The sequence below is a fragment of the Bradyrhizobium sp. USDA 4354 genome, assembly GCF_054060315.1.
This window is the reverse complement of sequence record NZ_JBSSDC010000001.1, coordinates 5180099-5195744: the sequence shown is the minus strand read 5'-3', so window position 1 is coordinate 5195744 and position 15646 is coordinate 5180099. Positions and strand designations below refer to the sequence as shown.

The 15646-nt window shown below is 63.9% G+C and carries 17 protein-coding genes; 11 read left to right on the top strand and 6 right to left on the bottom strand.

All coding sequences use genetic code 11. The features are described 5' to 3' along the window. The first annotated feature begins 105 nt into the window (after positions 1-105). The 5 genes from ACVIIV_RS24060 (at position 106) to ACVIIV_RS24040 (ending at position 3615) form a co-directional block, all read left to right on the top strand. Entirely contained in the window at positions 106-312 is a 207-nt protein-coding gene (locus ACVIIV_RS24060; RefSeq protein WP_456746357.1) for a hypothetical protein, read from the top strand. Positions 313-533: 221 nt separating this feature from the next. Further along, entirely contained in the window at positions 534-1745 is a 1212-nt protein-coding gene (locus ACVIIV_RS24055; protein ID WP_456746356.1) for a molybdopterin molybdotransferase MoeA, read from the top strand. A gap of 176 nt (positions 1746-1921) precedes the next feature. Next, a complete protein-coding gene (gene lexA, locus ACVIIV_RS24050; RefSeq protein ID WP_100230812.1) occupies positions 1922-2623 on the top strand; it encodes a transcriptional repressor LexA in 702 nt (233 codons plus the stop codon). Positions 2624-2789: 166 nt separating this feature from the next. Continuing rightward, the gene (locus ACVIIV_RS24045) at positions 2790-2969 is read left to right on the top strand and encodes a hypothetical protein (RefSeq protein WP_456746355.1); all 180 of its coding nucleotides are present in this window, start codon (positions 2790-2792) and stop codon (positions 2967-2969) included. 211 nt (positions 2970-3180) lie between these two features. Continuing rightward, complete coding sequence (locus tag ACVIIV_RS24040) at positions 3181-3615, top strand: hypothetical protein (protein ID WP_167406612.1); 435 nt, start codon at positions 3181-3183, stop codon at positions 3613-3615. Between the two features lie 125 nt (positions 3616-3740). On the opposite strand, the gene ACVIIV_RS24035 is transcribed toward ACVIIV_RS24040, so the two are convergent. The 3 genes from ACVIIV_RS24035 to ACVIIV_RS24025 form a co-directional block, all read right to left on the bottom strand. Continuing rightward, positions 3741-6020 carry a ComEC/Rec2 family competence protein gene (locus ACVIIV_RS24035; protein ID WP_456746354.1) on the bottom strand — a complete coding sequence of 760 codons (2280 nt, stop codon included), beginning with the start codon at positions 6018-6020 and terminating at the stop codon, positions 3741-3743. Between the two features lie 96 nt (positions 6021-6116). Further along, positions 6117-6350, bottom strand: coding sequence for a DUF2171 domain-containing protein (locus tag ACVIIV_RS24030; protein WP_024341296.1), 234 nt, complete (start codon positions 6348-6350; stop codon positions 6117-6119). Between the two features lie 312 nt (positions 6351-6662). After that, positions 6663-7025 carry an SPW repeat protein gene (locus ACVIIV_RS24025; protein ID WP_456746353.1) on the bottom strand — a complete coding sequence of 121 codons (363 nt, stop codon included), beginning with the start codon at positions 7023-7025 and terminating at the stop codon, positions 6663-6665. Positions 7026-7270: 245 nt separating this feature from the next. Between ACVIIV_RS24025 and ACVIIV_RS24020 the strand changes: the two genes are divergently transcribed. Continuing rightward, positions 7271-7453, top strand: a complete 183-nt coding sequence (locus tag ACVIIV_RS24020; protein ID WP_027574389.1) for a hypothetical protein — start codon at positions 7271-7273, stop codon at positions 7451-7453. A gap of 126 nt (positions 7454-7579) precedes the next feature. Then, the gene (glnA, locus tag ACVIIV_RS24015) at positions 7580-9010 is read left to right on the top strand and encodes a type I glutamate--ammonia ligase (RefSeq protein WP_456746352.1); all 1431 of its coding nucleotides are present in this window, start codon (positions 7580-7582) and stop codon (positions 9008-9010) included. Positions 9011-9023: 13 nt separating this feature from the next. On the opposite strand, the gene ACVIIV_RS24010 is transcribed toward glnA, so the two are convergent. Beyond that, entirely contained in the window at positions 9024-9473 is a 450-nt protein-coding gene (locus ACVIIV_RS24010) for a YbhB/YbcL family Raf kinase inhibitor-like protein (protein WP_456746351.1), read from the bottom strand. A gap of 118 nt (positions 9474-9591) precedes the next feature. Between ACVIIV_RS24010 and ACVIIV_RS24005 the strand changes: the two genes are divergently transcribed. From ACVIIV_RS24005 to ACVIIV_RS23995, 3 genes are read left to right on the top strand one after another with little or no spacing between them, the layout of a single operon-like run. Next, positions 9592-10596, top strand: coding sequence for a ribonuclease Z (locus ACVIIV_RS24005; RefSeq protein WP_456746350.1), 1005 nt, complete (start codon positions 9592-9594; stop codon positions 10594-10596). Positions 10597-10617: 21 nt separating this feature from the next. Next, on the top strand, positions 10618-11298 hold the full coding sequence (locus ACVIIV_RS24000) for a phosphoribosylanthranilate isomerase (protein ID WP_456746349.1): 681 nt from the start codon (positions 10618-10620) through the stop codon (positions 11296-11298). A gap of 37 nt (positions 11299-11335) precedes the next feature. Next, positions 11336-11821 (top strand): adenosine-specific kinase, encoded by a 486-nt coding sequence (locus tag ACVIIV_RS23995; protein WP_260370717.1) that lies wholly within the window; start codon positions 11336-11338, stop codon positions 11819-11821. A 40-nt stretch (positions 11822-11861) separates the two neighbouring features. On the opposite strand, the gene ACVIIV_RS23990 is transcribed toward ACVIIV_RS23995, so the two are convergent. Together ACVIIV_RS23990 and ACVIIV_RS23985 are read right to left on the bottom strand one after the other, a co-directional pair. Further along, a complete protein-coding gene (locus tag ACVIIV_RS23990; RefSeq protein ID WP_456746348.1) occupies positions 11862-12248 on the bottom strand; it encodes a YybH family protein in 387 nt (128 codons plus the stop codon). 8 nt (positions 12249-12256) lie between these two features. Then, positions 12257-13933 (bottom strand): glutamine--tRNA ligase/YqeY domain fusion protein, encoded by a 1677-nt coding sequence (locus ACVIIV_RS23985; RefSeq protein ID WP_456746347.1) that lies wholly within the window; start codon positions 13931-13933, stop codon positions 12257-12259. A gap of 155 nt (positions 13934-14088) precedes the next feature. On the opposite strand from ACVIIV_RS23985, the gene gltX reads away from it, so the two are divergent. After that, positions 14089-15516, top strand: coding sequence for a glutamate--tRNA ligase (gene gltX / locus ACVIIV_RS23980; protein ID WP_456746346.1), 1428 nt, complete (start codon positions 14089-14091; stop codon positions 15514-15516). Positions 15517-15646 lie beyond the last annotated feature (130 nt).

Here is a 15646-nt window from a genome sequence, read left to right as displayed (position 1 = left end):
TGGGGAACCCAATCACTTCGTGCATTTTTGTACCGAGTTCCGGGAACGGAATACCACGCTCCGGACTCATCAGTCCGTTGGGACCTCTACATCGGACTGATCGACGTGCTGGGCAAAACCTATCTCACCAAGCAAGCCTCTCTCCTGCTTGAATTCGCCAAAACCACCTCGGATTCTGACCTTTCCGCCAAGCTGATCAGCAAGGCCGCCGACCTGAAATCCCAGGCCGATCCGCTGCCCGACAAGGATCAAGGTCCCAAAGCTCCCGACGTCACACTGGACGACGGCCTGGACCGACCGAGCGGGAGTTGACCGATGCTGGCCGTGGCGCTCGTCCTCCTCGTGCTCGCCATGGCCATCCTCTTGCCGGTCTGTCTCGCCTTCCGGATCATGCCGCGGCGGACTTGAGCTCCAACCTCGACCACGGAGATCACGCAGGATAAATCATCCTGTGGGCTGCTTTGCCTCGCGCCTGCACTCAGCTAGAACTCTCGCCGCCCATTTACCGATGTGCCCCCAGCAGGAGTTCACCCGTGGCCCTCATGCCAGTTTCTGACGCGCTTGCCGCGGTGCTGGCGGGTGCAGAGCCGCTGCCTGAAGAGATGGTTTCGCTCGAGGAGGCCCATCATCGCGTGCTCGCGCGCGACGTCGCGGCGCGGCGCACTCAGCCGCCGGAAGCCATGTCGGCGATGGACGGCTATGCCGTGCGCGCGACCGATGCGGCCACGATCGATTCCAGGCTGACGGTCACAGGAGAGGTCGCGGCGGGCCGTCCGTTCGCGGGAACGGTCGGCGCCGGCGAGGCCGTTCGGATCTTCACCGGAGGCCTCATTCCCGATGGCGCCGACGCGGTCGTGATCCAGGAGGACACGGTTGCCGACGGCAAGCACATCACGATCAAGGAAGCCGCGATTCCCGGTCGGCACATCCGCCCCGCCGGCGTCGATTTCTCTAAGGGCGACGTGCTGCTGCGCAAAGGAACCCGTCTCACCGAGCGCGATCTCGCGCTGGCCGCCGCAATGAATCACCCGCATCTCGCCGTCTGCCGCCGTCCGAAGGTCGCGATCCTCGCCACCGGCGACGAACTGGTGATGCCGGGCGCCACGCCCGGTCGCGGCCAGATCGTCTATTCCGATGGCTATGCCCTGCACGCGCTCGCCCGCAGCGAGGGCGCCGACACCATCGATCTCGGCGTTGCCGCCGATACGCTGGAGGCCACTTCCGCCGGCATTCGCCGTGCCCGCGAGAGTGGCGCCGACATCCTGGTCACGACCGGCGGTGCGTCGGTCGGCGACCACGATCTGGTCCAGCAGGCGCTCAAGGGCGAAGGCATCTCGATGGCGTTCTGGAAGATCGCGATTCGGCCCGGCAAGCCGATGATGCACGGGCGGCTCGGCGCAATGCGCGTGATCGGCCTGCCCGGCAACCCCGTGTCATCATACGTATGCGCCTTCCTGTTCATGGTGCCGCTGATTCGCGCCCTGTCGGGCCGTTCAGCGATTCATCATCACCGCGAGCGCGCCGTGCTGGGCCGCGATCTCGGTGCCAACGACCAGCGCGAGGATTATCTGCGCGCGCGCCTGGAGCTGCGCGGCGACGGCACGCTCGTCGCCGTTCCCGTCAACCATCAGGACTCCTCTCTGCTTGCGAATCTCGCTGCGGCACAGGTACTTCTCGTGCGCGCACCGTTCGCGCCGAAGGCCGAGGCCGGCACGCCTTGCGAGGTGCTGCGGCTCCCCGTCTGAGCAGCGCGGCCACACGCATTCCGAGAGTTTTGCGCTGTTCACCATAAATTAAGCAGTTGCGGAACACATATCGAACATATAGTGTCCGTTCATGATTTGTTTCGAGGATGTAGCGGCTTATCGCTGAATTCATCGTCTCGGAATCGAACGACATCAACCGGGGGACTTTGGTCGAGATGTTGACGCGCAAACAATACGAGCTTCTGCGGTTCATCAGCGAACGTCTGAAGGAAAGCGGCGTGCCGCCGTCCTTCGACGAGATGAAGGATGCGCTCGACCTGCGCTCGAAGTCAGGCATTCACCGCCTGATCACTGCGCTCGAGGAGCGCGGCTTCATCCGCCGCCTGCCCAACCGCGCCCGTGCCATCGAGGTGATCAAGCTGCCCGAGCTCCAGGCCGCCGCCGGCAATCGCCGCGGCTTCACGCCGAGCGTTATCGAGGGCAATCTCGGCAAGGTGCGCGCGAGCTCCAGCCCGCCTGTGGACGAGGGTGAGCGTCCCGTCGCGGTGCCCGTGATGGGCCGCATCGCGGCCGGCACGCCGATCGAGGCGTTGCAGACCCGCAGCCACACCATCAGCGTGCCGCCCGACATGCTCGGCTCGGGCGAGCACTACGCACTCGAAGTGCGCGGTGATTCGATGGTCGAGGCCGGCATCCTCGACGGCGACATGGCGCTGATCCAGCGCAACGAGAGCGCCGACACCGGCGACATCGTGGTGGCGCTGATCGACGACGAGGAGGCCACGCTCAAGCGCTTCCGCCGCCGCGGCGCCTCTATCGCGCTCGAGCCCGCCAATGCCGCCTATGAGGTCCGCATTCTTCCGCCGAACCGCGTGAAGATTCAGGGCAAGCTGATCGGGCTTTACCGGAAGTACTGAGCGGTCCTGCGGTCGTTCGACACCTATTGGAGCGGATCAGTATCCGCTCCGGCTGGATGGTCTTTCCGGTTCTGCTCAGATTATCCGGCCCCTCCTCCGGCGCTACATCCTCGGTATGCCGCGCGAAGCGACATTGCTTCGCAGCATGAGAGTTCGAGGAGAGGCCATGCGCCAGATCGTTTCATGGACAATCATTGCGGCGCTGATCGCAGCATCAGCGTCGCAAGTCGGCGCCACACAATCGCACCGCCATGTGCGCGAGCAATCGGCGACCAACGAGCATATCCGCAACGCGCGGAATGCAATCGCGCAGCCTCCGCAATCGAGCTGGCAATATTCGAGCTGATCGGCGCCCGCGGGGCGCTGACTTGCGCCTTCGGAATGCACAGATGTCGGCTTTGTTCCTATTGAATCCGGGAAAGATAATGTGATCGTGGCTTGCGGAGCCCAGCCGCAGATTTGCCTACAACAAAGCAGAGCGTTGCATACTTCCATCCTGATAGAGGCCTGCGCCTCCAAAGGAGTGCGGGTCGCTATCTTCGCATGAGGAGCATCCGATGTGTGACTATAGCCTGCATGCCGTCGCGACACGCCCCGCCGAAGTCGGCGAGACGATTGTCACGACAACCTTCCGTGGCACCTCGACACGCGGCTTCGCCTCCGAAGCCGACCTCTCCGTCGCGGTCTGCCTGCTGCCGGGAACGGAGCTCGCTTTCGCCGACAACGTTCGTTACGACAACCGCTGGATCTGGACGCGCACCGTCAACTCCCGCGTCGGCAAGTTCGGCAAGATCGACCCGCACATTCCCGATCGCCATCATGATGCGATCGAATTTCCCGACGGCAAATACGTGCTGGTGACACAGCTCGTCGAAGGCCAGCGCGCGACCGTGTTGCAGTTGCCGGTGACCCAGCCCCTTGGCGAGCGCGAGCACAAGCCGCAGATCGTCGCCGACACGCGGTCCACAATCACGCGCCTGCCGATCGGCTGACGTCGTCGCCCCGGCCGATGGGTCGAGCGCCAGGATTGAAATGCCATCGCCGGCCGCGGCCGGCGAGATGGTTTGGGTTGTGTCCTACGGAATCCCGTCGGACCGGCCTCCCTCCGCATCTATCCTCAATCGTCAGCCTGCAAGTCGGCCTCCGATGGCGTTGCGTCCCGATTGCGGGGCACGGCCGTCTTCGGCGCAAGGCTGCCGTCGAAATTCCCCTCGCCGGCGCCGGCCGGCAGCCAGGGGCGGCTTGCGCCCCTCGCCCTCACCGCCTGCACCGAGAAACCCTCTCCGCTCCGCGTCAGAGCCAGCGCGCCCTGACTGGCGAGACGCGGCCGATCGACCACCATCGCCGCGCAATCGGGCGGCGCGGGCCGCGCCGTCACCACCAACGCTGCGCGGCTGCAATCATCGGTGAGCGCGTCGATACGCAAGGACAGCGCGACCAGCCGCCCGTCCCCGAGCGGCGTCACGCAGCCGGCCTCGTCACACGACACACCGCTCGCCAACGCGACGTCGGCGGCATCGCGCGGATCGGCATCGGCGGCTAACCACTCCTTCAGCAGAAAGCCATCCTTGCTTGCGCGGATCACACGCAGGCGCCCATCCCCGCCCCGGACCGCGACGCTCGCGCCATCCCCGGCAATCAGGATATCGGGCTGCCGCACCGACAGCCCCCAGAAGATCGCTGCCAGCAACACCAGGGCACCGGACCATCGCAGGGGCGTGCGCAACAGGCCCATCACGATGATCCCGAGGCTGGCCGCGATCAGCGGCGCGATCCCGAACGCCGGAATGCGACCAACCGCGCCAGGCAGAGCCGCCACCCAGCGCGAGACCGCGACCATCCAGTCAATGCCGATCCCCATCAGCCACCAGAACGCGCCATCGAGCCCGAAGGGAGCCGCGAGCAACCCCAACAACCCGGCCGGCATCACCAGCGCCGAGACCACCGGCATCGCGCCGAGATTGGCGAGCACGCCGTATGGCGTGACGCGATGGAAGTGGAAGGCGGCGTAAGGCGTGGTCGCGAGCCCCGCGATCAACGAGGCCAGGAACAGCATCGCGATCTCGCGGCCGCCCCACAGCGCGATCCGCGCTGTCGCGGAATGATCGGGCGATGCAAGCAGGTTCGGCATGCCGATCTGCACCAGCGCCACCAGCCCGAGCGTTGCCGCAAACGACATCTGGAAGCTGGGATGCACCAGCGCTTCGGGCGCGACCGCAAGCACGATCAGCGCGGCCACCGCCAGCGTCCTGAAGGTGATGGCGCGGCGATCGACCATGACGGCGATCAATACGACCGCAGTCATGAAGAACGATCTTTGCGTCGCGACCTCCGCGCCTGACAGCAGCAGGTAGAAAGCAGCCGCGACCAGCGCAGCGGCCGCCGACCATTTCTTGATGGCAAAGCCGGCCGCCAGCCCCGGGATCAAGGCCAGCAGCGCGCGCACCGCGAAGAACACGACGCCGGCAACGACCGCCATGTGATAGCCGGAGATCGACAGCACATGGCCAAGCCCCGAGACGAACATGGCGTCGTTGACAGGCGCGGTGATCGCATCGCGCCGCCCCGTGAGCAGCGCTGTCGCGATCGCGCGATTGTCGCCTTCGAGCGTTGAGCGGATGCGCGCATCGATCGCATCGCGCAGGCCCTGCATGAAGGCAGCGTAGCGCAGCCGCAAGCCGCCGGCATCCGGCGGCACTGAAGCCGTGATCGCGCCCATCACGAAGCCGGAGGCGCCGATGCCCTGGAAGAACATGTCGCGCGAGAAATCATAGCTGCCGGGACGCACCGGCGAGATCGGCGGCAACAGCCGCGCCTTCAATTGCACGAAGCTGCCGACCTCCGGTGCCGTGCCCTTGCGTACCGAGAGGCGGACGCGCTCGAGCTTGACGTCGCTGCGCTGCGCCTCCATCGCGCCGACGCGCAGCACGAAACGATCGGTGCGCTCGCGGATGTCGCGCGCTTCCACGAAGCCCGACAGCGACACCGAATAGAGCGGCTTGGCCAGCACGGGATAAGCAATGCGCGCCGTCTTCCAGGTCGCCATGGCAAAGCCGGCCGCGACCGCCGCGAGCATGATCGCAGGGGCAAACAGCCGGCTCCGCCGCAACAGCACGGCGCCAAGCGCGAGAACGGCCGCCGTCGCGGCGACCACCCACAGCACCGGCTCATGATCGGCGGCGAAATAGAGCGCGATGCCGCCACCGAAGGCGACGGGCACCCACGGCAACAGCCGGCCAGGCCCGGCCTCGGCGCGGGCCCATTCGCGCAGTGTCTCGACGATTGCCGGCCAAACGCCAAAGCCCGCCGGCGCAAAGCCACCCGCCGGTGCGGCGCGGCCGACCGGCCACGTCCCGGCAACTCCCTGGGAGCGTACTGGCCGCCCCGGCTCCGCCATTCCCCTGCACCTTACGATACGCGACGGGTGCGCAGGCTACCGGAAGGTGCGGCTGCGCGAATAGCGGTACAGATCAGGAACGAAGTCGGGCGAGCCCTACTTTTCCTCTTCCATGGTCACGGCCACCGACGCCTTGGCGGACAGCCGGACCTTGTTGCCTTCGACATCGGCAACGAGGCCCTTGTCGATGAAGTGATGGTGCCCCTTGTGGCTGCCCTCGCCGCTGTCCTTCTTGGTCAGCTTGATGCGGTTGCCTTCGACGCGATCGACCGTGCCGACATGGACGCCGTCGGCGCCGATGACTTCCATATGCTCTGCGATGTTCTGCATGGGGGAATCCTTGTTGGACCCCCACAACGCCTGAGAGGCCTTTCCGTTCGTTCGCGACAAAACCGCCGTGCGCGGTGGGCGACCGTTCCATCTCAGGACGGGGCAGCCCCGGTTCGGTCGATTGAGCCGAAAGTCTCATAAGATGCCAGCCCCGGCGGGACTACACTGCTTCTCCGCCTCCCCGGCAGACGGGCAGGTTGGCTCGCGGTACCGAAACGACCGCTGGAGTTCCCAGAACCGCATCGTGACGTGATCGCCTCTCCTCCGGCCGCCATAGGATGGCGGTCGGAGAAGAGCTGGCAACCTCTCGTCTCAGCCGGCGCGGTGAGGCCAGTGATCGTGCCACCAGGCACTGAAGTTGCGATTGGTCATCAATTCCCAGACAGCGAACAAGATCACTAATAGGCCGGACACTACGCTGCTGACCGTGGCGGATGCGGTCTCGTAGCCGACGGACCAAGGCGCCGCCACCAGAGCCAGTCCCAGCAGCATTTCGCCCCATTCTTCCAGGTCGGACGGGATGACAAAGGCTTCCACGGCAAACAGCATGACGCCTAGCCCGAGTGCGATGGTGATCCAGACCGCCGCCCCGGATAAGCCGAGGACAAAGGATGACAGGACCAGCCATACGCCCACCAACAGGCTGGCAGCGTCTTGCCAATGTTGGATGCGCATGATGCTCACCTCCCTTCTGGTATTCATATGGGGGCGCAGCGATGATGAACCATCCGTCCGGCCTGCGTTGTGTTGCCGCGAGGGCCGGTCCAGGAGCCAGCGTCCAAGCCCGGCCGCCCCATGCCCGGAGAGGCCCTTGCGAGTGCGGCGCACCAGGATGCAGACTGTCGCCGCTAGATAGGTGTCAATGTCGACCGTTCTCGGTGGCGCGGAAGTTCGCGCCCGGAGCAGAGGGAGATGACGCCATGCGAGAAATGGAAATCCACGACTATGCGCGGCAGTTGCTGGAAGCCCATGGCCCCAAGGCCATTGCGGAAGCCGCTCAAAACGCCATCGAACTCGAGCAGAAGGGCGAGCTCGAATTGGCAAAAACCTGGCGGCACATCGAAGATGCGATGAAGCTGATGCGCGGGCCACACCAAAGCTGACTGCCGGCGCGCAAAGCTTACCTGACTGCGGCGACAACGCCGAACGTGGACCACAGTCCGTCGCGAGCCGCCAGGTTGCGGCCGAACGGCTACGCGATCTCGGGACGCTGACCTGGGAGCGAAGCCATGGTTGCGAAATGTACGACAGCCGAAGACCTCGTGAAGGCGATCACTGACGAGAAAGTCCAAATGATCGATTTGCGGTTCACCGACCTGCCGGGGATGTGGCAACATTTTTCCGTGCCGCCGAGCGCGGTGAATGCCGATGCGCTCAATGAGGGCATTGGATTCGATGGCTCATCGATCCGCGGCTTCCAGGAGATCCAGGAAAGCGACATGCTCGTCGTCCCGGATCCGACGACGGCCTTCGTCGACCCCTATAGTCCGGCCAAGACGCTGGTGCTCATCTGCAATATCCGCGACCCCGTGACCGGCCAATCCTATAGCCGGGACGCCCGCTACATCGCCCAGAAGGCCGAAAACCACCTTAAGGGTACCGGGCATGCCGATACGAGCTATTTCGGCCCGGAGGCCGAGTTCTTCGTGTTCGACGAAGTCCGCTACGGACAGGGCATCAACTTCGCCATGCACGCAATCGACTCCAGCGAAGGCAGCTGGAACACCGGCACGGATGAAGGACCGAATCTCGGCCACAAGCCGCGCCCGAAAGAGGGATACTTTCCCGTTCCTCCGACCGACAGCATGCAGGCGCTGCGCACCGAAATGGTGCTGACGATGGAATCTCTGGGAATCCAGATCGAAGCCCATCACCATGAGGTCGCGACCGGTGGCCAGAACGAGATCGACATGCGCTTCACCACGCTGACCCGCATGGCCGACAATTTGATGATCTACAAATACGTGGTCAAGAACACCGCACATCAGCATGGCAAGACCGCGACGTTCATGCCGAAGCCGCTGTTCGAGGACAACGCTTCGGGCATGCACGTTCACCAGTCGCTCTGGAAGGGCGAGACCAATTTGTTCTACGACAAGGGCGATTACGCCGAGCTGAGCCAGCTCGCGCGCTATTATATCGGCGGGCTTTTGAGCCACGCCTGGGCATTGTGCGGGCTCTGCGCCCCCACCACGAACTCCTACCGGCGCCTGGTGCCGGGTTATGAAGCTCCGATCAACCTCGTCTACTCCCAGCGCAATCGCTCCGCCTGCTGCCGGATTCCGATGTATTCGCCGAATCCGCGCGCAAAGCGCGTCGAGTTTCGTTCACCCGATCCGTCCTGCAATCCCTACCTGGCCTTCGCTGCAATGCTGATGGCCGGCCTCGACGGTATCGACAAGCAGATCGACCCTGGCAGCCCGATCGACAAGAATCTCTACGACCTCCCGCCTGCGGAGGCGAAGGAGGTGAAGTCCACGCCGGGATCGCTGGACCAGGCGCTCGACGCGCTCGAGCGCGATCACGCATTCATGCTACGCGGGGACGTCTTCACCGCCGACGTGATCGAAACCTGGCTCGACTACAAGCGCAAGAAGGAGGTCGACCCGATCCGGCTGCGACCGCATCCTTACGAGTTCCATTTGTATTACGACATCTAGGGCATTCTTTCGCCTACCTCTCATACCAACCGACGAGGGTCGCCTCCGCGATCACGTGCTTGCGCGCCTCTCGCTCGATGTCGCCGCAGGATGCATTGGCCTTTGTCGGCAGGCCCTCCATTGAGAGGGCAAGCAGTCGGAAATGATAATGATGAGGCCCATGGCCATGCGGCGGACACGGGCCGCCATAGCCCACCTTCCGAAAATCGTTGACGGCTTGCTTCATTCCGGCGTTCTGCGCGGAGTTGATCGCAAATTCCGTGACCGCCGGTGGAATGTTGTAGACTGCCCAATGATGCCATTTGCCGGCGGGCGCATCGGGATCGTCGCAGAGCAGGACAAGACTCCGCGCCCCCTCCGGCGCGTCGCTCCATTGCAGAGGTGGCGAAAGATTTTCGCCATCACAGGTAAACCGTCGCGGAATTGCGGCACCATCGGCGAAGGCGCTTGAAACGAGTTTCATGGCTCTCTCCTCGATCCGATTGATGTATTCTAGCTCGATCCTGCCCGGTGCGGAATCCATCGCCGTCCCCTAAGATGAGGGGAGATGCATTTGGAACTGTTGCAGCAGAATTGTTGTCATGCGACCGCTTTTCCATCCGAGCCTAGTCAACGGTCGCTACGGCGATCCGACGGTCTATGTCGAAACGCTGTTCGAGAAGCGAAGTCTGCTGTTCGATATTGGAGAGATTGCTTCACTGGCGCCACGGAAGATCCGACGCGTCGACCAGGTCTTTGTCTCGCATGCCCATATCGATCATTTCGTTGGCTTCGACCATCTGCTGCGTTTGCTCGTCGGGCACGAGAAATCGGTACAGCTGTTCGGTCCGCCCGGCTTAGCCGAGCACGTCTTTCACAAGCTTCAGGCCTATCGCTGGAACCTGGTCGAAAACTATCCCTGCGATCTTGTTTTCGACGTCAGCGACCTTGGGGCGGAAAATTCCATCTCCACCAAGCGGTTCCGGCTGAGGAAAGGCTTCGCGGCAGAGCCATCCGTCTCTCGCAAGACCATTGCGGGCGTACTCTGCGATGAACCGACCCATCGCGTGTCAGCCGCGATCCTTGAGCATGGCACGCCCTGCCTCGCCTTTGCGCTGCAGGAGGCGGCCCACGTCAACGTATGGAAGAATAGGCTGTCGGAGCGTGGACTACCCGTCGGTCCCTGGTTGCTGTCGCTAAAGAAGGCCGTCGTCGAGCGTCGCGCGGAAGATCATTTGATCCGTATCGAAGAAGCGACTAAGTCGGATCGCCTCGTGCCACTCTCAAGCCTGCGCGATCTTGTGACGGTCACTGCCGGCCAGAAAATCGCCTATGTGACCGATGTTGCCGACACACCGGCCAATCGTGCCGCCATCGTGGCGCTGATTCAGAATGCAGACATCCTCTTCATCGAGGCGGCGTTTGCGGACGCGGACGCCGCAATAGCGAAGGAGCGGGCTCATCTTACCACCACGGCTGCCGGAGAAGTCGCACGGGAAGCCAATGTCCGCCGCGTCGAGCCTTTTCACTTCTCTCCGCGCTATGCGGGAGAGCAGGAGCGGATGCTGGCCGAGGTGATGGAAGCGTTCGAGGCATCTCGCGCCTGAGACTCGGAGAGGTCACGCCCGATGTTGACCCAGATCTATGAAATCTCCACCCCCGAAGAGGCGTCCGCACTTTCAGCCATTGGCGTCGACCATATCGGCGTGCTCGTCGGAGACGGCCAATTTCCGCGCGAACTGCCGATCTCGGCGGCTTCCAAGATCGGCGCTGCAATTGTACCGCCATCGAAATTCTCGGCACTGTTTCTGACCCGCGATCTCTCCTTGATTGCGTCGTGGGCGCGCGAGCTCAACCCCGCGATCGTCCATTTGGGAGCCAGCGCCGAACTGCTTTCGCCGCAAGATGTTGCTTCGCTCAAACGCATGTTGCCCGGGATCGTCGTGATGAGAAGCATACCGGTGTTCTCCGAGGAAAGCGTCGCGATTGCCGAGAGCTACGTTGGCATTGCAGACTTTCTGCTGCTCGACAGCTATCGGTCCACGGACAAGCAGATCGGCGCGCTCGGCGTGACGCATGATTGGAACATCAGTCGCCGTATCGTGGACGGCGTCCGTGTTCCGGTCGTCCTCGCAGGCGGCCTCGGACCGGACAATGTCGCAGGAGCGATCCAAACTGTCCGTCCAGCCGGCGTCGACTCCAAGACGAAGACGGATCAGGACGGTTCGCATGCCAAGGACCTGGAGCGAGTCCGCCGGTTCCACGAAGCGGCTCGGGCAGCGGCTGACAATCGCTTTCCGTCGACCTAACATGAATCGTGTAGCTCTCTCCTGGAGGAGCGCGGCCATGGAACTCACCGTCGTACCCATCGTCAAGCCGGACGCGGCCAACTTCATCTTCGGTCAGTCGCACTTCATCAAGACCGTGGAAGACCTCCACGAGGCGCTCGTTGGCACGGTTCCGGGCATCCGCTTCGGGCTGGCCTTCTGCGAGGCCTCCGGCAAGCGGCTGGTGCGCTGGTCGGGCAATGACGAAGCGGCCCTCACCCACGCCCGCAACAACGCATTGGCCATCGGCGCCGGCCACACTTTTCTGATCTTCCTGGGCGACGGCTTCTTTCCGGTCAACGTCCTAGCTGCCGTGCGCTCGGTGCCAGAGGTCTGCCGCATCTACTGCGCGACGGCCAACGCCACGCAGGTCATCGTCGCGCAAACGGAGCTCGGCCGTGGCGTGCTCGGCGTAGTGGATGGCGCCTCACCGCTGGGTATCGAGACCGACGCCGACATTGCGTGGCGGAAGGACCTCCTGAGGAAGATCGGCTACAAGCTGTAGCGACTGGATGAAGCGGTTGCGATGAAGTGCGCTTCCGACGCTAGATCAGCGCAGCCCTGGACGACACGTGGTGGTTCGCGATTTTCCAGTCGCCGTCGTCGCGCACGATCACCCAGGTGAGTTTGACCGAGAGCGGCGCGGCCTCTTCGTCGAGGTCGAATGATGCAATCGCGGCCATGTTAATCACATCGGGCACGACCTGAGCCGCAGCCACCTCGGAGAAGCCGACGCTCGGCTGGCGCCAGCGTGGCAGACCATTGAAATAGTCGGCGACGCCATCCCTGCCCCGATAGAGCTTCGGGTTCGAGCCGAAGAAGAACGCATTCTTCGCGTACAGCGACGACAACGCGGCCGCGTCGAGCCTCGCGAAGCCGGCGCACCATTTCGCGATGATGGCGGAAACGATGGCGTCAGCTTCGTTGGTCATGTCCTAGCTCAGCCCTTCGCGACTTCCTTAGCGAATGTGTCGCGCAACCCGATCGTCCGCGAGAACACCGGCTTGCCGGGGATCGAGTCCTTGTCGCGCACGAAGTAGCCCTGGCGCTCGAACTGCATCGGCTCGGTCGAATTGCTCTCCGCAACCGATGCCTCGACCCGCGCACCGGACAGGATCTCCAGCGAATTCGGATTGAGATCGGCCGCGAAGTTCGAGGCGTCCGGGCTCGGATTGGAAAACAGCTGGTTGTAGATGCGGATCTCCGCCGGCTTGGATGCCGCCGCCGCCAGCCAGTGCATGGTCGCCTTGACCTTGCGGCCGTCGGGGGCGTTGCCGCCCTTGGTCGCGGGATCGTAGGTGCAGCGCAGCTCCACCACCTCGCCGGCCTCGTTCTTGATCATGCCGGTGCACTTGACGAAATAGGCATAGCGCAGCCGCACCTCGTTGCCCGGCGACAGGCGGAAAAACTTCTTCGGCGGGTTCTCCATGAAGTCGTCCTGCTCGATATAGAGCTCGCGCCCGAAGGTGATCTTGCGCGTGCCGGCCGAGGGATCGTCGGGGTGATTGATCGCCTCGAGCTCCTCGGTCTGCCCTTCCGGATAGTTCTCGATCACGACCTTGAGCGGCTTCAGCACCGCCATACGCCGCTGCGCCGTGCGGTTCAGTTCCTCACGGATGCAGAACTCGAGCATGCCGACATCGACCACGCTGTTGGCTTTCGCGACGCCAATGCGCTTGACGAATTCGCGCAAGGCCGCCGGCGGCACGCCGCGGCGGCGCATCCCCGCCATGGTCGGCATGCGCGGATCGTCCCAGCCGGCGACATGGCCGTCGCGGACCAGCTGGGTCAGCACGCGCTTGGACAGCAGCGTGTAGGTCAGGTTCAGCCGCGCGAACTCGTACTGATGCGGCTCGGACGGCACCGGCAGCTTCTCGATGAACCAGTCATAGAGCGGCCGGTGGTCCTCGAACTCCAGCGTGCAGATCGAATGCGTGATGCCTTCAATGGCGTCCGACTGCCCGTGGGCATAGTCGTAGCTCGGATATATGCACCATGCGTTGCCGGTGCGCGGATGATGCGCATGCAGGATGCGGTACAGCACGGGATCGCGCAGATTGATGTTGCCCGCAGCCATGTCGATCTTGGCCCGCAGCACGCGCGCCCCATTGGGGAATTCGCCGGCCTTCATGCGGCGGAACAGGTCGAGATTCTCGTCCACGCTGCGGTCGCGGAACGGCGAGTTCTTGCCGGGCTCGGTCAGCGAGCCGCGCGAGGCGCGGATCTCCTCCTGGGTCTGGTCGTCGACATAGGCGAGGCCGTCGCGGATCAGCTGCTCCGCCCATTCGTACAGGCGATCGAAATAGTCCGAGGCGAAGAACAGGTTCTTGCCCCAGTCGAAGCCGAGCCAGCGCACGTCGGCCTGGATGGAATCGATGTATTCCTGCTCTTCCTTGACCGGATTGGTGTCGTCGAAGCGCAGGTGGCAGCGGCCCGGAAACTCCTGGGCGATGCCGAAATTGAGTGCGATCGACTTGGCGTGGCCGATGTGCAAATAGCCGTTCGGCTCCGGCGGGAACCGGGTCACGATCTCCTTGTACTTGCCCTGATCGAGGTCGGCCTGGATGATGTCACGAATGAAATCGCGCCCAACCTCAGCTGCCACCGGTTCTGTCATTACGAAAATCCTGTAGGGAAATCAGCGGTCCTTCTGCCAAATTCGCGTGGCCGCGCCAAGGGCTTAAGTACGGCCTCAGCCGTCCGCCGTCGGGCTTTAGTTATGTCCCGTTCCTGCTATACACCACCGCCTCCAATGCATAGGCCCTGCCAAGAATGTCCGATTCCGTCGTCACGCGCTTCGCTCCCTCGCCGACCGGCTTCCTCCATATCGGGGGTGCCCGCACGGCGCTGTTCAACTGGCTCTATGCGAAGAAGCACGGCGGCAAGATGCTGCTCCGGATCGAGGACACCGACCGGGAACGCTCGACGGAGGCTGCGATCGGCGCCATCCTCGACGGATTGAAGTGGCTCGAGCTCGGCTGGGACGGCGAGGTCATCTACCAGTTCGCCCGCGCCGCCCGCCACCGCGAGCTCGCCGAGCAGCTGCTGGCCGACGGCAAGGCCTATCGCTGCTACGCTACCGCCGAGGAGCTCGCCGCCATGCGCGAGAAGGCGCGCGCTGAGGGCCGCACCCGCCTCTATGACGGCATGTGGCGCGACCGGGACCCGGCCACGGCTCCGGGCGACGTCAAACCGACCATCCGCCTGCGCGCGCCGCAGACCGGCGAGACCGTGATCGAGGACCAGGTCCAGGGCCGCGTGGTCTGGCAAAACGAGAATCTCGACGATCTCGTCCTGCTGCGCGGCGATGGCAACCCGACCTATATGCTGGCCGTGGTGGTCGACGACCACGACATGGGCGTCACCCACGTCATCCGCGGCGACGACCATCTGATCAACGCCGCCCGCCAGAAGCAGATCTACGACGCGATGGGCTGGGCGCTGCCGAGCATGTCCCACATCCCCCTCATCCACGGCCCGGACGGATCGAAGCTGTCGAAGCGCCACGGCGCGCTCGGCGTCGATGCCTACCGCGCCATGGGATACCTGCCGGCTGCGCTGCGCAACTACCTGGTCCGGCTCGGCTGGAGCCATGGCGACCAGGAGATCTTCTCGACCGAGGAAATGATCGCGGCGTTCGACCTCGCCAGCGTCGGCCGCGCCGCCGCCCGCTTCGATTTCGCCAAGCTGGAGAACCTCAACGGCCACTACATCCGCCACGCTGATGATCAATCGCTCGTGAGGATGTTTGAGGACGTGCTCGACCACGTCGTGCCGAGCCGCGAGGAGATCAAGGCCAAGCTAAACGACACGACACGTGCACAACTTCTCAAGGCCATGCCGGCCTTGAAGGAGCGCGCCAAGACGCTGATCGAGCTGATCGACGGCGCCCATTTCATCTTCGCCGACCGGCCACTGGCGCTTGATCCCAAGGCGCAAGCGCTGATGACACCCGAAAACCGCAAGCTGATCGGCCAGCTCCATTCCGCGCTGGAGAAAGTCGAGACGTGGAGCGGCACCAGCACCGAGGCCGCGCTGCGCGCCTTCGCCGAGGAAAATAGTCTCAAGCTCGGCGCGGTCGCCCAGCCCTTGCGGGCGGCGCTCACCGGACGGACGACGTCGCCTGGTATATTTGAGGTTTTGGACGTCCTGGGGCGCCAGGAGAGCCTCGCCCGGCTTAAAGATCAGTCTACGACGTAAGTCGACCATGCGTGCGGCGATCTTGCAGCGCACATAGCAATAATATACCCATCTCCCCCGTACATTCTGGAACATCCGGCCTGCCCCCATGGTCTCCCTGGGGGCCTCCGGCTCCGGCCCGTTTCACCAC

What these genes read in the sequence shown, in the direction of transcription:
- ACVIIV_RS24000 (WP_456746349.1), top strand. Translation starts at nt 10,618, where the DNA reads ATGTTGACCCAGATCTATGAAATCTCCACCCCCGAAGAGGCGTCCGCA.
- ACVIIV_RS24030 (WP_024341296.1), bottom strand. Translation starts at nt 6,350, where the DNA reads ATGCAGAACATCGCAGAGCATATGGAAGTCATCGGCGCCGACGGCGTC.
- ACVIIV_RS24020 (WP_027574389.1), top strand. Translation starts at nt 7,271, where the DNA reads ATGCGAGAAATGGAAATCCACGACTATGCGCGGCAGTTGCTGGAAGCC.
- ACVIIV_RS23985 (WP_456746347.1), bottom strand. Translation starts at nt 13,933, where the DNA reads ATGACAGAACCGGTGGCAGCTGAGGTTGGGCGCGATTTCATTCGTGAC.
- ACVIIV_RS24040 (WP_167406612.1), top strand. Translation starts at nt 3,181, where the DNA reads ATGTGTGACTATAGCCTGCATGCCGTCGCGACACGCCCCGCCGAAGTC.
- gltX (WP_456746346.1), top strand. Translation starts at nt 14,089, where the DNA reads ATGTCCGATTCCGTCGTCACGCGCTTCGCTCCCTCGCCGACCGGCTTC.
- ACVIIV_RS24005 (WP_456746350.1), top strand. Translation starts at nt 9,592, where the DNA reads ATGCGACCGCTTTTCCATCCGAGCCTAGTCAACGGTCGCTACGGCGAT.
- lexA (WP_100230812.1), top strand. Translation starts at nt 1,922, where the DNA reads ATGTTGACGCGCAAACAATACGAGCTTCTGCGGTTCATCAGCGAACGT.
- ACVIIV_RS24010 (WP_456746351.1), bottom strand. Translation starts at nt 9,473, where the DNA reads ATGAAACTCGTTTCAAGCGCCTTCGCCGATGGTGCCGCAATTCCGCGA.
- ACVIIV_RS24025 (WP_456746353.1), bottom strand. Translation starts at nt 7,025, where the DNA reads ATGCGCATCCAACATTGGCAAGACGCTGCCAGCCTGTTGGTGGGCGTA.
- ACVIIV_RS24035 (WP_456746354.1), bottom strand. Translation starts at nt 6,020, where the DNA reads ATGGCGGAGCCGGGGCGGCCAGTACGCTCCCAGGGAGTTGCCGGGACG.
- ACVIIV_RS24045 (WP_456746355.1), top strand. Translation starts at nt 2,790, where the DNA reads ATGCGCCAGATCGTTTCATGGACAATCATTGCGGCGCTGATCGCAGCA.
- ACVIIV_RS23995 (WP_260370717.1), top strand. Translation starts at nt 11,336, where the DNA reads ATGGAACTCACCGTCGTACCCATCGTCAAGCCGGACGCGGCCAACTTC.
- ACVIIV_RS23990 (WP_456746348.1), bottom strand. Translation starts at nt 12,248, where the DNA reads ATGACCAACGAAGCTGACGCCATCGTTTCCGCCATCATCGCGAAATGG.
- glnA (WP_456746352.1), top strand. Translation starts at nt 7,580, where the DNA reads ATGGTTGCGAAATGTACGACAGCCGAAGACCTCGTGAAGGCGATCACT.